The following is a 16582-nucleotide window of genomic DNA, read 5'->3' on the forward strand; positions in this document are numbered from 1 at the left end:
AGGCCCTGCTAAGGGCAGGGTAAGCAGTCGTGTCACGCCTTGGCCGGGACCAGGTGCCTCATGAGTGGGGATATCCCTACTTCGCCCCCACCCACATACCCCATGGCGTGCACGGATGGGACGCGGCAGGCTGGGGCGCATGACCGTGACCAGCAATGCCGGCGGCCCGGACGACGAAGGCCCGCCGCCCGCCCGCTTCGCGTACGACAGGCACACCTGGAAAGAGATCGCCTATCTCCTCTCCGGGCTGCCGTTCGCCCTTCTCGGATTTGTTTACACGGTGTTCATGGTGTCGGTCGGCGCGGGGATGTCCGTCACGGTCGTCGGCCTGCCCCTCCTCGCCGTCGGTCTCGCCGGATCGCGACTGCTCGGCAGGTGGGAACGGGCGCGGGCGCGCAAGCTGCTCGGTGTACGGGTGGACGAGCCGAGCCCGCTGCCCCGCCGGCCCGGCGACAGCTTCCTCGGCACGGTGTGGGCGGGCCTGAAGGACCCGGTGGCGTGGCGCTCCGTGCTGTACGCGTTCATAGGGCTTCCGTGGGGCGTACTGGGGTTCGTCATCACCCTCACGGGGCTGTTCGTGCTCTGGCCGGTGCTTCCGTATGTGGCGCGGGGCCTCACCAATGTCGACCGGGCGCTGGTGCGCGGGCTGCTCTCGCCCTCCGACGAGCTGGAGCGACGGATCGCCGAGCTCGAGTCGGACCGGGGGGTGGTCGTGGACAAGGCGGCGGCCGATCTGCGGCGTATCGAGCGCGATCTGCACGACGGGGCGCAGGCGCGGCTGGTCGCCCTCGCCATGGGGCTCGGTCTTGCCAAGGAAAAGCTGCTCGAGGACCCGGACGCGGCAGCGGCGATGGTCGACGAGGCACATGGCGAGGTGAAGCTGGCACTGCAGGAGCTGCGGGATCTGGCGCGCGGCATTCACCCCGCCGTTCTCACCGACCGGGGCCTGGACGCCGCCCTGTCCGCGGTCTCCTCCCGCTGCACCGTGCCCGTGCAGGTCGCCGTGGATCTGGGGGCCCGTCCCGCCGAGGCGATCGAGGGCATCGCGTACTTCACGGTGTCCGAGCTGCTGCAGAACATCAGCAAGCACGCACAGGCCCGGCAGGCGTCCGTCGACGTGTGGCGCACGGAGGACCGGCTGATGCTGCAGGTCAGGGACGACGGGCAGGGCGGCGCGGATGTCACGGCGGGCAGCGGACTGGCCGGCCTCGCCGAACGGCTCGACGCGGTGGACGGCGTCCTCGTCGTCGACTCCCCGGCCGGAGGCCCCACCGTGGTCACCGCGGAACTGCCCTGGCGCGACAGAGCCGCCGCGGCACCGGGAGCGGTGCCGAAGGCGGCGGCCCCGCTGTAGCGGCCGGAGCCGTCCCCGTAAGGCGGGAGCCGCCCCGCAAGCGGTGGCCGTAGCCGGGCGCCGCCCCGCAGGACGGAAGCCGCCCCGTACGTGGAGCGAGAACCGCAAGGCAAGCGAGAACGGCCCAGAAGCGGGAACCGCCCCGCAAGCGGTGGCTGCAGGCCGAAGCCGTCCCTGCGCAACGCGGGAACCGCCCGCTCCCCGCAGGTGGGGATAACCCCCGGGCCGAGAGGGATACCGGCCTCATGGTGCCGGATCGGCGCTCTGAGCAGCATGGAGGCACTGAGCAATCGGTGCCCCTCAGCGGCGGCAGCCGACGAAAAGAAACGGACGACAAGATGGCCACGGCATTCGGCACGGAACCGGAAACCCGGACCTTCCGCCTTCCTCAGGCGCTGCGCGTGCCGTTCGAGGCCCGCACCTGGCGCGAGTTCGCCTACCTCGTACTCAGCCTGCCCCTCAGCATCGTCTTCTTCTCCTTCGCCGTCTCCTTGACGGCGGCCGGCAGCGGTCTGGTGGTCACCTTCCTCGGCATCCCTCTCCTGGCCGGGACGCTGGCCATGTGCCGTGGCTTCGGCGCGCTGGAGCGCTCCCGTGCCCGTGCCCTGCTGCGCCTCGACATCGTCGACCCCGCCCCGGTCCGGCCCCGGTCGGGCGGGGCGATGGCGTGGGTGGGGGCGATGCTCAAGAGCGGGGTTTCCTGGCGGCACCTCCTCTATGCGCTGGTGCATCTGCCGTGGGCCGTGTTCGCGTTCTCCGTCGCGCTTCCCTTCTGGGTGGCCGGGTGGAGCCTCGCCACGTATCCGCTCTGGCACTGGGTGTTCCCGATGTACGCCGGGCAGGACGGAATCCAGCTGTACGGCGACGGGACGCACAACGTCTATCTCGACTCGCCCTTCGAGCTGGCCACGACCTGCGCGGTAGGGCTGCTGCTGCTGATGACGACACCGTGGCTCGTGCGGGGGCTCGCCACCGTGGACCGTCTGCTGGTCGCAGGTCTGCTGGGTCCGTCCCGGCTGGAGGGCCGCGTCGTGGAACTGGAGTCGGACCGGGGGGTGGTCGTGGACAAGGCGGCGGCCGATCTGCGGCGTATCGAGCGCGATCTGCACGACGGGGCGCAGGCGCGGCTGGTCGCCCTCGCGATGGATCTCGGCCTGGCCAAGGAGAAGCTCCAGGAGGACCCTCGGGAGGCGGCGCGCATGGTGGAGGAGGCGCACGGGGAGGTGAAGACCGCGCTGCAGGAGCTGCGGGATCTGGCGCGCGGCATTCACCCCGCCGTCCTCACCGACCGGGGCCTGGACGCGGCTCTCTCGGCCGTGGCCTCCCGCTGCACCGTTCCGGTCCGGGTGGAGGTGGATCTGGGGGCCCGTCCCGCCGAGGCGATCGAGGGCATCGCGTACTTCACGGTGTCCGAGCTGCTGCAGAACATCAGCAAGCACGCACAGGCCCGGCAGGCGTCCGTCGACGTGTGGCGCACGGAGGACCGGCTGATGCTGCAGGTCAGGGACGACGGGCAGGGCGGCGCGGATGTCACGGCGGGCAGCGGACTGGCCGGCCTCGCCGAACGGCTCGACGCGGTGGACGGCGTCCTCGTCGTCGACTCCCCGGCCGGAGGCCCCACCGTGGTCACCGCGGAACTGCCCTGGCGCGTGTGACCAGGGAGAGGGCCCCCGCCCCCGGCCCCCGGCCGACCCGCCACACCCCGACCCTCCACACCCCGGGCCGGGCGCCCAAGCCGGCACCCCCACGGCCACGGGCCGGACCCCGCACGGGTCCGGCCCGCCGCGCCGGGCCGGGCCGGATTGCGATTGATGAGGGCGTCCGCGCCCGGATGCTGGGATGCTGGGTGTACCAGGGGCGGGACGCATTTCGACATATGGGGGCTGCAGGTCGTGGAGGACAGGGTGCGGGTGGTCATCGCCGAGGATTCCGTTCTGCTTCGGGAAGGCCTGACCCGCCTGCTGACCGACCGCGGGCACGACGTGGTCGCGGGCGTGGGGGACGCGGAGGCGCTGATCAAGACGATCGACGACCTCGCGGCGCAGGAGACACTGCCGGACGTCGTGGTCGCCGATGTGCGGATGCCGCCGTCGCACACCGACGAGGGCGTCCGCGCGGCCGTGCGGCTGCGCCGTGATCACCCCGGGATCGGGGTCCTCGTGCTCTCCCAGTACGTGGAGGAGCGGTACGCCACCGAGCTGCTCGCCGGGAGCAGCCGGGGCGTGGGCTATCTGCTGAAGGACCGGGTCGCCGAGGTCCGGGAGTTCGTGGACGCCGTCGTCCGGGTCGCCCGGGGCGGCACCGCGCTCGACCCGGAGGTGGTGGCGCAGCTGCTCGGCCGCAGCCGTAAGCAGGACGTCCTGGCCGGGCTGACACCGCGCGAGCGGGAGGTGCTCGGCCTGATGGCGGAAGGGCGGACGAACTCGGCGATCGCGAAGCAGCTGGTCGTGAGCGACGGAGCCGTGGAGAAGCATGTGAGCAACATCTTCATGAAGCTCGGGCTGTCCCCCAGCGACGGGGATCACCGGCGTGTACTGGCCGTGCTGACGTATCTCAACTCCTGATTGCCTGACACTCTGTCAGGCAGGCACGATCGAGAACAACCAGAGGACCGATCGGGAGCGTCTTAAGGGAAAGAACCCCGGGGGGCGAACAGAACATGGCAAACCAGGGCATCAGGGTGTCTCAAAGAGACGTCCAGCATATGAGCGGTCCAGGGAAGGCGACCCTTACCGACGTAGGGTTGACCTTGGAGCGACCGGTGAGCCGGCCGCAGCCCAGCCGCCTCGAAGGAGGTCCAGTTCAGTGACCAGCCAGGTCAGTAGCCCAGCCGAGCACGAAGACGAGGCAGACGAGGCCGGCGAGACCCTCGTCGGGGGGCAGCGCAGGCCCCCCGGCGACAAGGAGATCCGCCGCCTCGACCGAGTGATCATCCGGTTCGCGGGTGACTCCGGTGACGGTATGCAGCTGACGGGTGACCGCTTCACGTCGGAGACGGCGTCGTTCGGCAACGACCTGTCCACGCTCCCGAACTTCCCGGCCGAGATCCGCGCGCCCGCAGGCACCCTGCCGGGCGTCTCCTCGTTCCAGCTGCACTTCGCCGACCACGACATCCTCACCCCGGGTGACGCACCGAACGTCCTGGTGGCGATGAATCCTGCCGCGCTCAAGGCGAACATCGGCGATGTGCCCCGCGGCGGCGAAATCATCGTCAACACGGATGAGTTCGCCAAGCGCGCCATGGCCAAGGTCGGCTACGACACCAGCCCGCTCGAGGACGGCTCGCTCGACGGCTACAGCGTCCACCCGGTGCCTCTCACGACGCTCACCGTAGAGGCGCTCAAGGAGTTCGGCCTCTCCCGCAAGGAGGCCGAGCGTTCCAAGAACATGTTCGCGCTGGGCCTGCTGAGCTGGATGTACCACCGTCCGACCGAGGGCACCGAGAAGTTCCTGCGCACCAAGTTCGCCAAGAAGCCGGAGATCGCAGAGGCGAATGTCGCCGCCTTCCGGGCCGGCTGGAACTTCGGCGAGACGACGGAGGACTTCGCCGTCTCCTACGAGGTCGCCCCGGCCGCCCAGGCCTTCCCGACCGGTACGTACCGCAACATCTCCGGCAACCTGGCACTGTCCTACGGCCTGGTCGCGGCGTCCCGGCAGGCGGACCTGCCGCTCTACCTGGGCTCCTACCCCATCACCCCGGCCTCCGACATCCTGCACGAGCTGTCCAAGCACAAGAACTTCGGTGTACGGACCTTCCAGGCCGAGGACGAGATCGCGGGCATCGGCGCGGCGCTCGGCGCGGCCTTCGGCGGCTCGCTGGCCGTCACCACCACGTCCGGCCCCGGTGTGGCGCTGAAGTCGGAGACGATCGGTCTGGCGGTGTCCCTGGAGCTGCCGCTGCTGATCATCGACATCCAGCGCGGAGGTCCGTCGACCGGGCTGCCCACCAAGACCGAGCAGGCCGACCTGCTGCAGGCGATGTACGGGCGCAACGGCGAGGCGCCGGTCCCGGTCGTGGCCCCGAAGACACCCGCGGACTGTTTCCACGCGGCGCTCGAGGCCGCCCGGATCGCCCTGACGTACCGCACGCCGGTCTTCCTGCTCTCCGACGGCTACCTCGCCAACGGCAGCGAGCCGTGGCGCATCCCGGACGTGGACGAACTCCCCGACCTGCGGGTGCAGTTCGCGCAGGGCCCCAACCACACCGCGGAGGACGGCACCGAGGTCTTCTGGCCGTACAAGCGGGACCCGCAGACGCTGGCCCGCCCCTGGGCCGTGCCCGGCACACCGGGTCTGGAGCACCGGATCGGCGGCATCGAGAAGCAGGACGGCACGGGCAACATCTCCTACGACCCCGCCAACCACGACTTCATGGTCCGCGTCCGCCAGGCCAAGGTCGACGGCATCGAGGTGCCCGACCTCGAGGTCGACGACCCGGACGGCGCCCGCACGCTCGTGCTGGGCTGGGGGTCGACGTACGGGCCCATCACCGCGGCCGTGCGCCGGCTGCGGAGCGCGGGGCTGCCCATCGCGCAGGCCCATCTGCGCCATCTCAACCCGTTCCCGAGGAATCTCGGTGACGTTCTCGAGCGTTACGACAAGGTAGTGGTTCCGGAGATGAACCTCGGCCAGCTCGCCACCCTGATCCGGGCGCGGTTCCTGGTCGACGCGCAGTCCTACAACCAGGTCAACGGCATGCCGTTCAAGGCCGAGCAGCTCGCCAAGGCTCTCAAGGAGGCCATCAATGACTGAGACAGCGTCCACTTTGCTGTCGCTGGTTCCGAAGGCCGAGGCCAAGCAGTCCATGAAGGACTTCAAGTCGGACCAGGAAGTCCGTTGGTGTCCGGGCTGCGGTGACTACGCGATCCTCGCCGCCGTGCAGGGCTTCATGCCCGAGCTCGGCCTGGCGAAGGAGAACATCGTCTTCGTCTCGGGCATCGGCTGCTCCTCCCGCTTCCCGTACTACATGAACACCTACGGGATGCACTCCATCCACGGTCGCGCGCCCGCCATCGCGACCGGGCTCGCGTCCTCGCGCCGCGATCTGAGCGTCTGGGTCGTCACCGGAGACGGCGACGCCCTCTCCATCGGCGGAAACCACCTGATCCACGCGCTGCGGCGCAACGTCAACCTCAAGATCCTGCTCTTCAACAACCGGATCTACGGTCTGACCAAGGGCCAGTACAGCCCGACGTCCGAGGTCGGCAAGGTCACCAAGTCGACGCCGATGGGCTCGCTCGACGCGCCCTTCAACCCGGTGTCGCTGGCGATCGGCGCCGAGGCCTCGTTCGTGGCGCGGACGGTCGACTCCGACCGCAAGCACCTCACCGAGGTGCTGCGCGCCGCCGCCGATCATCCGGGCACGGCGCTCGTGGAGATCTACCAGAACTGCAACATCTTCAACGACGGCGCCTTCGACGCCCTCAAGGACAAGCAGTCCGCCGAGGAAGCCGTGATCCGCCTCGAGCACGGCAGACCGATCCGCTTCGGCGCCGACCAGGGCAAGGGTGTCGTCCGGGACCGCGCCACCGGCGATCTGAAGGTCGTCGCGGTGACGCCCGCGAACGAGGCGGAGATCCTCGTCCACGACGCGCACAGCGCCAGCCCGACCACTGCTTTCGCCCTGTCGCGGCTGGCCGACCCGGACACGCTGCACCACACCCCCATCGGGGTGTTCCGCAGCATCGACCGGCCGGTGTACGACACCCAGATGTCCGAACAGCTCGACGCCGCGATCGAGCAGAACGGCAAGGGCGACCTGTCGTCGCTGCTCACCGGCAACGACACCTGGACCGTCGTCGGCTGACGGCGGCGGAAACCGGGCCGGGTACGGCCACGGACACGTGAGGGGCGCCGGTCCATGACCGGCGCCCCTCACGGTTCGACGGCACCTGTGACGGCTTCGACCGTGCCCCCAACCTGCCCCGGCTGCCAGGGGATCGACCGCGTCGCACCCTTGGCTCGTCGTACGCCGCCCGCGCGCACTCCACGTCCCCCAGGCGCCGCTCGCCCAGCGAGAGTGGTCCACGCGCGCCGTGCCGACCGGCGAGGGCCTCATCGGCCCGGCGTACGAACTCAGCGGGGACACGGCCTGGTCCCTCGCCGATTACGCCGCCGAGGTCGCCAAGCAGTCCCGCAATACACCACGTCCCTGCCGAGGTGCACCGGCAGATTCCGACCGGGGCGGGCGTGGCGTTCGCCCGCCGCCGATCCCGCCCGTCATGACCGTATGGCGATACGGACATGACAGTTCGCCCTGCCCGGCGCTACCTTCGGACGCGGACGCGTGGCGGCAGGCAGGAGGAGCGGTGAAGGACGACGAGCAGCGGGCTGGACTGCTGTACGGGATCGGCGCCTACGGAATGTGGGGACTGGTCCCGCTCTTCTGGCCGCTGCTGAAGCCGGCCGACGCGATCGAGATCCTCGCCCACCGCATGGTCTGGTCCCTCGCCGTGGTGGCCGTCGCGCTGCTGGCCCTGCGGCGCTGGAGCTGGATACGTGCCCTGCTGAGCGAGCCGCGCAAGCTCGGCATGATCACCGTCGCCGCCACGGTGATCACCGTCAACTGGGGCCTGTACATCTGGGCCGTCAACGCGGGCCAGGTGGTGGAGGCGTCGCTCGGCTACTTCATCAATCCGCTGGTCACCATCGCGATGGGCGTACTGCTGCTCAAGGAGCGGCTGCGGCCCGCGCAGTGGGCGGCGGTCGGCATCGGCTTCGCCGCCGTCCTCGTGCTGACCGTCGGCTACGGCAGGCCGCCATGGATCTCACTGATCCTGGCGTTCTCGTTCGCGGTCTACGGGCTGATCAAGAAGAAGACCAACATCGGCGGCCTGGAATCGCTGGCCGCGGAGACGGCGGTGCAGTTCCTGCCCGCGCTCGGCTATCTGCTGTGGCTGGGCTCCCAGGGCTCTGCGACGTTCGTCACGGGAGGCGCCGGCCATGCCGCTCTGCTCGCCACGACGGGCGTGGTCACCGCGGCACCACTGGTGTGCTTCGGAGCGGCGGCCATCAGGGTGCCTCTGTCGACACTGGGTCTGCTGCAGTATCTGGCGCCGATGTTCCAGTTCCTGCTGGGCGTCGTCTACTTCCATGAGGCCATGCCCGCCGAGCGGTGGGCCGGTTTCTCACTGGTCTGGCTGGCGCTGACCGTCCTCACCTGGGACGCCCTGCGCACGGCCCGGCGCACCCGGGCGGAAGCGGTACGGCTTGCCGCCGCGGCACCGGACGCCGCTTCCGTTCCCGTCGTCGCCGATGTCCCGGCACCCGCCGATGTCACGGCACCGGCTCGGCGCGAGGCCGCCGCGGGCTGAGCGAACGGGATTGCCCCGAGGCAGCGTGCGCGTGGCGCGATCTCGCCGCCGTCCGGCATCCGGACGACCCGTACGAGGAGGAGACGGGCAGCGGCCTCGGCAGGCGGCTGCTGCTCCAGCGGGTCCCGGAGACCAAGACGGTCAAGAACCGCCTCCACCTCGACCTGCGCACCGGGCCGGGCCGACGGGACCAGGAGGTCGCCCGGCCGGAGGGGCTGGGAGCGACGGTGCTGCGGCATGTGAAGGAGCCCGGCGGACAGTGGTGCATCATGCAGGATCCCGAGGGCAACGAGTTCTGCGTGCATTGGATACGACACCTTGTATACGGGGACGAGCCCCGGTGTTCGTTGAGCGAACCTGACTGACCGGTTTCCGCCCTTGACGGTCAGTCAACATCTCGCTGAACATTCACCACACACCGCACCGAGTACAGCTCCAGCACCCTGCGATGCCGCCGTCGCAGGGTGTCTCGCACGTTCCGTCCCGCCCCCGAACGGAATCCGGAGCCCCCACATGACCCACTCCGTGCACAGACGCACCGCCGCACTCACGGCAGTCGCCCTGGCCGGCCTGCTCGCCGCAGCCGTGCCGAGCACAGCCGCAACCACCACCGCCGCCGCTCCGAGCGCCGCCACTTCCCCGGCGGCGCTCGCCGCGCCCGACATCCCTCTCGCCAACGTCAAGGCACATCTCGGCGACCTCCAGTCGATCGCGAGCGCCAACGGTGGCAACCGTGCGCACGGCCGCACGGGCTACAAGGCGTCGATCGACCATGTGAAGGCCAAGCTGGACGCGGCCGGATTCACCACCACCGTCCAGCAGTTCACGTCCTCGGGCGCCACCGGATACAACCTGATCGCCGACTGGCCGGGCGGCGACACCAACCGGGTGCTGATGGCCGGCGCCCACCTCGACTCGGTCACCTCGGGCCCCGGCATCAACGACAACGGCTCCGGCTCGGCCGGCGTCCTGGAGACCGCGCTCGCCGTCTCCCGTGCCCAGCTCAACCCGGACAAGCATCTGCGCTTCGCCTGGTGGGGCGCGGAGGAACTGGGCCTGGTCGGGTCCAAGTACTACGTCAACAACCTGCCGTCCGCGGAACGTTCGAAGATCAGCGGCTATCTCAACTTCGACATGATCGGTTCGCCGAACCCCGGCTACTTCGTCTACGACGACGACCCGACGATCGAGAAGACCTTCAAGGACTACTTCGCGGGCATCGGCGTCCCGACCGAGATCGAGACGGAGGGCGACGGCCGCTCCGACCACGCATCCTTCAAGAACGTGGGCATACCGGTCGGCGGACTCTTCACCGGCGCGAGCCGTACGAAGTCGAGTGCGCAGGCCCAGAAGTGGGGTGGCACGGCCGGACAGGCCTTCGACCGCTGCTACCACTCCTCCTGCGACAGCGCGTCCAACATCAACGACACCGCGCTCGACCGCAACAGCGACGCGATCGCCCACGCGATCTGGACCCTGTCCGCGGGGACGACCGTCCCACCGGGTGATGTCTACGAGAACGCGAACAACGTCTCCATACCGGACAACGGCGCCGCCGTCACCTCGTCGGTGACGGTCTCCGGCCGCACCGGAAACGCCCCGGCCGCCCTCGCGGTGGGCGTGGACATCAAGCACACCTGGCGCGGCGACCTGGTCATCGACCTGCTGGCCCCGGACGGTACGGCGTACCGCCTGAAGAACTCCAGTGGCAGCGACTCGGCGGACAACGTCATCACGACCTACACGGTGAACGCGTCCGGTGAGAGCGCGAACGGCACCTGGCAGCTGAAGGTCCAGGACGTGGCGGCCCAGGACACCGGCTTCATCGACAGCTGGAAGCTCACCTTCTGAGCGTCACACCAGCCAGGCCCTGACCTGCACGGGACAACACGGTTGCGGGGCACCCCCCTTGAGGGGTGCCCCGCATCCGTCGTCCGGCCCGGCGCCCACTACCGTTCGTCCGCCGCGCGGGCGCGGGCTGCCGCGGGCCCGCTACTTCGCGTCGTTCGCCGCCTTGATCAGAGCGTCCTTGGTGACGGCGCCGACGTAGACCTTGCCGTCGTCCGTCATCAGGGCGTTGACCAGACGGGTCTTGAAGACCGTGCCCGTGCCGAAGTCACCCTTCACCTGGTCACCCAGGGCGTCCAGGAACTTCCCGGCCTCCGGCGGGACGTCGCCCTCGCCGGCCTTCGGCGCCTTGAGGCCCTCGCCGCCCGGGGCGGCCAGTTCGGCGATGGAGGTCCAGCCCTTGCCGATGACGTTCAGGCCGTTGAAGTCCTCCATGCCCTCGAACTCCTCGGGCGACCCGGGGGACCGGGGGGACTTGGGAGCCGCGGGCGCCTTCGGGGCTCCCTTCTCCATGGCGTTGAGGTCGTCCGACTCGGTGACCTTCGCGCCCTTCGGCGGGGTGAAGTCGAAGGTGGAGGCGGCCGGCTTCGAGAAGTCGACCTTGGTGAAGCCCGCGTCGACCGCAGCCTTGCCGCCGTCGCTCGGCAGCAGCGTGAACTTCAGCGGCACGCCGTTCTCCGCGTCCACCGCGACCTTGATGGAACTGATCGTCGAGCCGCTCTGCCTGGGCTTGATGACCAGCTGGTACGCGTCCCGGCCGGCGATACGGGCCGTGCCGTCGACCGTCACGGAGGTGGTCCCGTCCACGGCCTTCAGCGCTTCGTCGGCGAGGTCCTTGGGCGTGGTCGGCAGTTCCTTGGGCGCCTTGTCCCCGTCGCCTTCGCCCTTGCCGCCGTCCTTGCCGTGAACGACCTCGTCCGATGCGCTGTCGTACGTCCAGACGTCCTCACCGTTGTGGGTGACGCTGTACTCCTCGCCGCCGGACCGGAAGGACACCCGCTGCCTGTCCGGTCCGTCGGCGGCGACATCCACCTTGTGCGTGCCGGAAGCCAGTTCCATCAGCCTGCTCTCGGGGGACGCAGAGGCGCCCGCTCCTCCCTTGCCGGCTCCGGGCGCGAGGCTGCTCGCCAGACCGCCCAGGTCGGGGAGGCCCAGGTCCGTGCTGATCTTCACCGTGCCGGAGAGCTGCTGCACGTCCGAAGCGGCGATCTTCTCGATGAGCTGCTGTGCCGTGATCTTGGGAAGATCGGGGTCGCCTGACGCGGCGAGCGCCGGGACGAGCCCGATGGTCGCCGCGGCAACGCCCGCCACCGCGACCGGGACGACGTACCGCGCCGCCTTCCGGCGGGCCGGGCCGACCTCCTCCGGCTCTGCGGTGATCGTTGCGTTCTCGTTCGGTGCCATGGTGTGCCCTACCTCCGTGATAGCGGCGTCGTCCGTCCACACCATCTGACCAAATCCCCCCGCCGTAATCGTCAGCCCTCGGCATCAACTCCATGTACTGCTGGGGTATGACCCGGGGGCCGCCGAACTCCGCCGACCAGTAGGGGTCGTGGCCGTCGACCCCTACCGCCGGCCGTGGTCTACCTCTGGACGAAGACGTAGTCCGCGCCGTACGGGACCCCGACGATCGAGCCCTCCTGGCAGCTGCCGGACGGGGCCGCGCCACCGACGGTGTTCAGCCGGAGGATCTCGACGGTGTCCGCGAACAGCCCGTGCTTCTCGCCGGACGGGGTCGCCTTCAGATCGAGCTCGGGGATGTTCCGCTCACCGTTCGGCGTCCTGGTGATCACCTTGCCGGTGACGGCGCTGCCGTCCTTGGCGGCCCACTGCGGCGTCCCGGAGTTCGGCGCGACGAAGGAGTGGGCGATGTTCCCTGCGAGGACGGCGCGCACGTCGCGCTGCTGGAAGGAGTACGTGCCGTTCTCGCCCTTCCTGCACTCGTAGATCTGCCTGCCCTTGACCACCGGGGCCTGGAAGTTGTGGAGCGCGCGGCCGAAGGCGAAGGAGCTGGTGACCTTGTGGAACTGGCCGCGGACGGCGCCGCCCGGGAACTCGGCGGTGTGGAGGTTGGCGTAGAAGCCGTCCGGGCCGGCCCTGAAGGCCTCCAGCAGGGCCTTGTCGCCGACCTTGACCGTGCCGGTGACCGACCGGTGCTCACCCTTGCCGAGCAGCTTGGTGAAGTCGACCTTGATCCCGCCGTTGGCCCCCTTGTCCCCCTGGTGGATGTGGAGGGCGGTCGGCCTCCCGGTGCCCCGCCACTTCACGGCGACGGAGATGCGGTCCCCGTCGACCTTCACGAATTCGAGGGCGGCGCCGTCCCGGTCGCCGACAGCGGGTCCGCCCTGCACAGGCACCTCGTTGGCGCCGTTGAGGCTCGCCACGAAGAGGTCGCCGCGGCCCCCGGTGGCGCTCCGGGCGGCGGCGGAGCCGTGCGCCGTGGGTCCGTCGGCCGGGGCCTTGCTGTGGGCGAAGGCCGGGACGACGGCGAGCGTGGCGCCGGTGACCGCGGCGATCGCGGTAGCCGCGACAGCGATGGTCTTGGTGCGGTTCATTCTGTTTTCTCCCCGTACTGATGCCGACGCCCCCTGCGTCAGCTTCTGTGCATCAGTACGAGCGAGTCCTAGTCTGGACTCAATCCAAGTATGTGACCCGCGTCACAAGCTTTCGGCACGGTCCGGACCGGCCGGCGCGCGCGAAGCCGCCCGGGTCAGCCCGCGCGGTGCACCACCGCGTCGCACAGCTCCACCAGCGCGGACTTCGTGTAGCACTCGGGCAGCGGCGCCAGCATCGCCCGCGCCTCCTCCGCGTACCGCACGGTGTCGCGCCGCGCCTGTTCCAGGGCGGGGTGCACCCGCAGCCTGGCCAGTGCCTCCGCATGCCGCGCGTCGTCGGTCAGATCCCCGGCCAGCAGCTCGACCAGCTCCAGGTCCTCGGCCCGGCCGTGCGCGGCGGCCTGCTCCCGCAGCCGGAGCACGGGCAGCGTGGGAATGCCCTCCCGCAGATCGGTGCCCGGCGTCTTGCCGGACTCGTGCGAGTCGGAGGCGATGTCGAGTACGTCGTCGGCCAGCTGGAAGGCGACGCCGAGCCGCTCCCCGTACTGGGTGAGGATGTCGGTGATCCGCTCGTCGGCGCCGGCCATCATCGCGCCGAACCGGCAGGAGACCGCGACCAGCGAGCCGGTCTTGCCCGCCAGGACGTCGAGGTAGTGCTCGACCGGGTCGCGGCCGTCACGCGGGCCCGCGGTCTCCAGGATCTGGCCGGTGACCAGCCGCTCGAAGGCCTCTGCCTGGATGCGGACGGCCTCCGGGCCCAGGTCGGCCAGGATGTGCGAGGCGCGGGCGAAGAGGAAGTCGCCGGTCAGGACGGCCACCGAGTTGCCCCAGCGGGTGTTGGCGCTGTCCACGCCGCGGCGCACATCGGCCTCGTCCATCACGTCGTCGTGGTACAGCGTCGCCAGATGCGTCAGCTCGACGACGACGGCCGAGGGCACGACACCCGGCGCGTACGGATCGCCGAACTGTGCGGCCAGCATCACCAGCAGCGGCCTGAAGCGCTTCCCGCCCGCGCGGACGAGGTGCTGCGCTGCCTCCGTGATGAAGGGGACCTCGCTCTTGGTGGCATCGAGCAGTCCCGCCTCGACAGCCGCCAATCCGGTCTGGACATCGGCCTCAAGAGCCTGGTCCCGCACGCTCAGCCCGAACGGCCCGACGACGGTCACGAGAGGTACTCCTGTCTGCTGACGATCACACGGATTGTCGATGTGTCGCTGTCATCACTCAAGTCAGCGTATCCGGTCCCCTTTCGATCACCGGCGGCGCCTTCCCGCCTCCGCCGGTATGTTCTTGATCAGCTCATAAGACTGATAGCACAGTGTTTGTCCACGGCCGTGACCGAACCCGACGCCGCCTCGTCACCCCCGAGGTTTTCCCATGCGCATCCGCACCTCCTTCCCGTACGAGACCCGTCACGAGGACATCCGCATCCCCTTGCCGGACGGCACGAGGCTCTACGCACGGGTGTGGCGGCCACTGACCGGCGAGCCCGTGCCCGCGCTCCTCGAATACCTCCCGTGCCGGCTGACCGACCGGACCGCGCCGCGCGACCGGCAGCGGCACCCCTGGTACGCGGGCCACGGCTATGCGTCGGTACGCGTGGACGTGCGCGGATACGGCAACAGCGACGGTGTGCCGGGCGACCCGTGCTCGGCGGCCGTGTTCGAGGACGGGGCAGCGGTCGTGGAGTGGCTGGCCGGGCAGCCCTGGTGCAGTGGCCGCGTCGGAATGTTCGGGATCGGCTGGGGCGGCCTCGCCTCGCTGCGGATCGCGGCGCTCGCCCCGGAGCCGCTGAAGGCGGTCGTCGCTGTCTGCCCCACCGACGACGGCTTCGGCCGCGGCCTCGACGAAAGATCCGACGACGGCTTCGACCACGGCCTCGACCGGCAGGCCCGATTCTTGCCCGCCACCGGCGTGCGCGCCTGGTCGCCGGGCATGCCGGCCTTCGCCGCCCTGCCCCCGGACCCGTTGTACGCGGGCGACGAGTGGCGCACGATGTGGCTGGACCGTCTCCAGGCGGTGGAACTGTTCCCCCACACCCGGTTCGCGTACGCCCGCACGGACCACGGGGCGATCCGGGCGGCGGTGTTGGCGGTGGGCGGTTGGCACGACCCGTACCGCGACACGGTGCTGCGGCTGGTCGAACGTCTCGACCCGTCACGGGTACGGGGGCTGATCGGGCCGTGGGCCCACCACTACCCGGACCGGGAGCTTCCGCCGGGTCCGGCGATCGGCTTCCTCCAGGAGACGCTGCGCTGGTGGGAGCACTGGCTGGAGGCGGGTTCCGGCAGCCGACCTGACACGGGGAGGCAGGACGTGACGGCCGAGCCGCTGCTGCGGTCGTGGATCGGCGAGTCGCACCCGCCCGCGACGGCATACGGCGAGGCCGCCGGCCGGTGGGTCGGCGACGACACCTGGCCGTCCCGGCACATCACCCCCGTGGCGTACGTCTTCCAGGGCCCGCCGCTCGTCGTGGACTCCCCGCAGCACACCGGCCTCGACGCGGGCAGCTTCCTTCCCCGCGGCGGCGACGCCGACCTGCCCGCCGACCAGCGCGACGAGGACGCCAAGTCGGGGAGCTTCGAGTTCGCCGTCCCGGAACGGACCATGGTCCTCGGACGGCCCCGGGTGACCCTGCGGCTGCGCCTGGACGCCCCCTGCGCCCATGTCGTCGCCCGGCTCTGCGATGTCGCCCCCGACGGCGCGTCCACCCTCGTCACCCGGGGGGCCTTCGGGGTCCCGGCCCGGGGCAACGGGACCGGAGGCGGGCAGGCCGCGGGCGACCGGGCCGAGGGCGACCAGGCAGGCCATCTCGCGGCGGGCGGTCGGGCCGGAACGGCACCGCACGAAGGAGCCGAGGACATCGCCTTCGAGCTGAACGCCATCGGACACACCTTCCCGGCCGGTCACCGCATCAGGCTCTCCGTCTCCTCCGCCTACTGGCCCTGGGTCTGGCCCCCGCCACGGACCGCGGGCTTCACGCTCGAACCGGAGGGCTGCTCCCTCGAACTCCCCGTGCGCGCCCCCACCGCCGGGACGATCACCTTCGAAGGCCCCGAACAGTCGGAGCCCCTCGGTGTCATCACACCCGTCACACTCGACGAGCCCCGCCCCGAGCGGCTGATCATCCGAGACGTCGCCAAGGGCGAACGCCGACTTGAGGCCGCTCCCGGCGAGAGCGGCACCCGCGTCTACCCCGACGGCCTCGAAATCACCGAGGAGGCGTGGGAGACGTACACGATCCAGGAGCGGGACCCGTTGTCCGCCCATAGCCGCTCCGACTGGAGGATCCGCTTCCACCGACCCGACATGGCGTGGGACATCCGCATCGAGGCCCGGTCAGAAAGCGCCCACGACACGGGCGGCTTCCTCACCTCGGACGAGGTGGTGTGCCGGCACGGGGACGAGGTTGTGTTCCACCGCACCTGGGAGAAGCGGATTCCCCACGAGGCGGGCTGAACCACGCACCCGCCCGGGCGACCGGCGGCCAAGTGGGCACTGACGCCAGGTGC

At 70.4% G+C, this 16582-nt stretch carries 11 protein-coding genes and 1 pseudogene; 9 read left to right on the forward strand and 3 right to left on the reverse strand.

The genetic code is table 11. The annotated features are described in order from the left end of the window. The first annotated feature begins 139 nt into the window (after window positions 1–139). The 8 genes and pseudogenes from ACFU5O_RS10675 to ACFU5O_RS10710 all read left to right on the forward strand — a co-directional run bounded on the left by ACFU5O_RS10675 (window position 140) and on the right by ACFU5O_RS10710 (window position 10518). Window positions 140–1354 carry a sensor histidine kinase gene (locus ACFU5O_RS10675; RefSeq protein ID WP_384238732.1) on the forward strand — a complete coding sequence of 405 codons (1215 nt, stop codon included), beginning with the start codon at window positions 140–142 and terminating at the stop codon, window positions 1352–1354. A gap of 338 nt (window positions 1355–1692) precedes the next feature. Next, on the forward strand, window positions 1693–3009 hold the full coding sequence (locus ACFU5O_RS10680; RefSeq protein WP_384238733.1) for a sensor histidine kinase: 1317 nt from the start codon (window positions 1693–1695) through the stop codon (window positions 3007–3009). 249 nt (window positions 3010–3258) lie between these two features. Continuing rightward, a complete protein-coding gene (locus ACFU5O_RS10685) occupies window positions 3259–3918 on the forward strand; it encodes a LuxR C-terminal-related transcriptional regulator (RefSeq protein WP_384238964.1) in 660 nt (219 codons plus the stop codon). A gap of 241 nt (window positions 3919–4159) precedes the next feature. Further along, window positions 4160–6106, forward strand: coding sequence for a 2-oxoacid:acceptor oxidoreductase subunit alpha (locus ACFU5O_RS10690; RefSeq protein WP_384238735.1), 1947 nt, complete (start codon window positions 4160–4162; stop codon window positions 6104–6106). Then, on the forward strand, window positions 6099–7160 hold the full coding sequence (locus tag ACFU5O_RS10695; protein WP_384238737.1) for a 2-oxoacid:ferredoxin oxidoreductase subunit beta: 1062 nt from the start codon (window positions 6099–6101) through the stop codon (window positions 7158–7160). The genes ACFU5O_RS10690 and ACFU5O_RS10695 overlap by 8 nt, the downstream gene beginning before the upstream one ends. 556 nt (window positions 7161–7716) lie before the next feature. Beyond that, a complete protein-coding gene (gene rarD / locus ACFU5O_RS10700; RefSeq protein ID WP_384238965.1) occupies window positions 7717–8667 on the forward strand; it encodes an EamA family transporter RarD in 951 nt (316 codons plus the stop codon). A gap of 29 nt (window positions 8668–8696) precedes the next feature. Next, window positions 8697–8972, forward strand: a pseudogene (locus ACFU5O_RS10705) (VOC family protein); the annotation flags it as partial. Window positions 8973–9180: 208 nt separating this feature from the next. After that, the gene (locus ACFU5O_RS10710; RefSeq protein WP_384238739.1) at window positions 9181–10518 is read left to right on the forward strand and encodes a M28 family metallopeptidase; all 1338 of its coding nucleotides are present in this window, start codon (window positions 9181–9183) and stop codon (window positions 10516–10518) included. A 141-nt stretch (window positions 10519–10659) separates the two neighbouring features. Here ACFU5O_RS10710 and ACFU5O_RS10715 read toward each other — a convergent pair whose 3' ends face one another. The 3 genes from ACFU5O_RS10715 to ACFU5O_RS10725 all read right to left on the reverse strand — a co-directional run bounded on the left by ACFU5O_RS10715 (window position 10660) and on the right by ACFU5O_RS10725 (window position 14236). After that, window positions 10660–11919: an outer membrane lipoprotein carrier protein LolA gene (locus tag ACFU5O_RS10715; protein WP_384238740.1), complete on the reverse strand. Its 1260-nt coding sequence runs from the start codon at window positions 11917–11919 to the stop codon at window positions 10660–10662. 179 nt (window positions 11920–12098) lie between these two features. Then, window positions 12099–13070, reverse strand: coding sequence for a CHRD domain-containing protein (locus ACFU5O_RS10720; protein WP_384238742.1), 972 nt, complete (start codon window positions 13068–13070; stop codon window positions 12099–12101). 155 nt (window positions 13071–13225) lie between these two features. Further along, complete coding sequence (locus tag ACFU5O_RS10725; RefSeq protein ID WP_384238744.1) at window positions 13226–14236, reverse strand: polyprenyl synthetase family protein; 1011 nt, start codon at window positions 14234–14236, stop codon at window positions 13226–13228. 211 nt (window positions 14237–14447) lie between these two features. On the opposite strand from ACFU5O_RS10725, the gene ACFU5O_RS10730 reads away from it, so the two are divergent. Then, on the forward strand, window positions 14448–16529 hold the full coding sequence (locus ACFU5O_RS10730) for a CocE/NonD family hydrolase (RefSeq protein WP_384238746.1): 2082 nt from the start codon (window positions 14448–14450) through the stop codon (window positions 16527–16529). Window positions 16530–16582 lie beyond the last annotated feature (53 nt).

This window comes from Streptomyces sp. NPDC057445 (genome assembly GCF_042802855.1).
GTDB lineage: Bacteria > Actinomycetota > Actinomycetes > Streptomycetales > Streptomycetaceae > Streptomyces.

Excerpts from the sequence above, each read along its gene's own strand:
- ACFU5O_RS10675 (WP_384238732.1), top strand. The coding sequence starts at position 140 with ATGACCGTGACCAGCAATGCCGGCGGCCCGGACGACGAAGGCCCGCCG.
- ACFU5O_RS10680 (WP_384238733.1), top strand. The coding sequence starts at position 1,693 with ATGGCCACGGCATTCGGCACGGAACCGGAAACCCGGACCTTCCGCCTT.
- ACFU5O_RS10695 (WP_384238737.1), top strand. The coding sequence starts at position 6,099 with ATGACTGAGACAGCGTCCACTTTGCTGTCGCTGGTTCCGAAGGCCGAG.
- rarD (WP_384238965.1), top strand. The coding sequence starts at position 7,717 with ATGTGGGGACTGGTCCCGCTCTTCTGGCCGCTGCTGAAGCCGGCCGAC.
- ACFU5O_RS10710 (WP_384238739.1), top strand. The coding sequence starts at position 9,181 with ATGACCCACTCCGTGCACAGACGCACCGCCGCACTCACGGCAGTCGCC.
- ACFU5O_RS10715 (WP_384238740.1), bottom strand. The coding sequence starts at position 11,919 with ATGGCACCGAACGAGAACGCAACGATCACCGCAGAGCCGGAGGAGGTC.
- ACFU5O_RS10720 (WP_384238742.1), bottom strand. The coding sequence starts at position 13,070 with ATGAACCGCACCAAGACCATCGCTGTCGCGGCTACCGCGATCGCCGCG.
- ACFU5O_RS10730 (WP_384238746.1), top strand. The coding sequence starts at position 14,448 with ATGCGCATCCGCACCTCCTTCCCGTACGAGACCCGTCACGAGGACATC.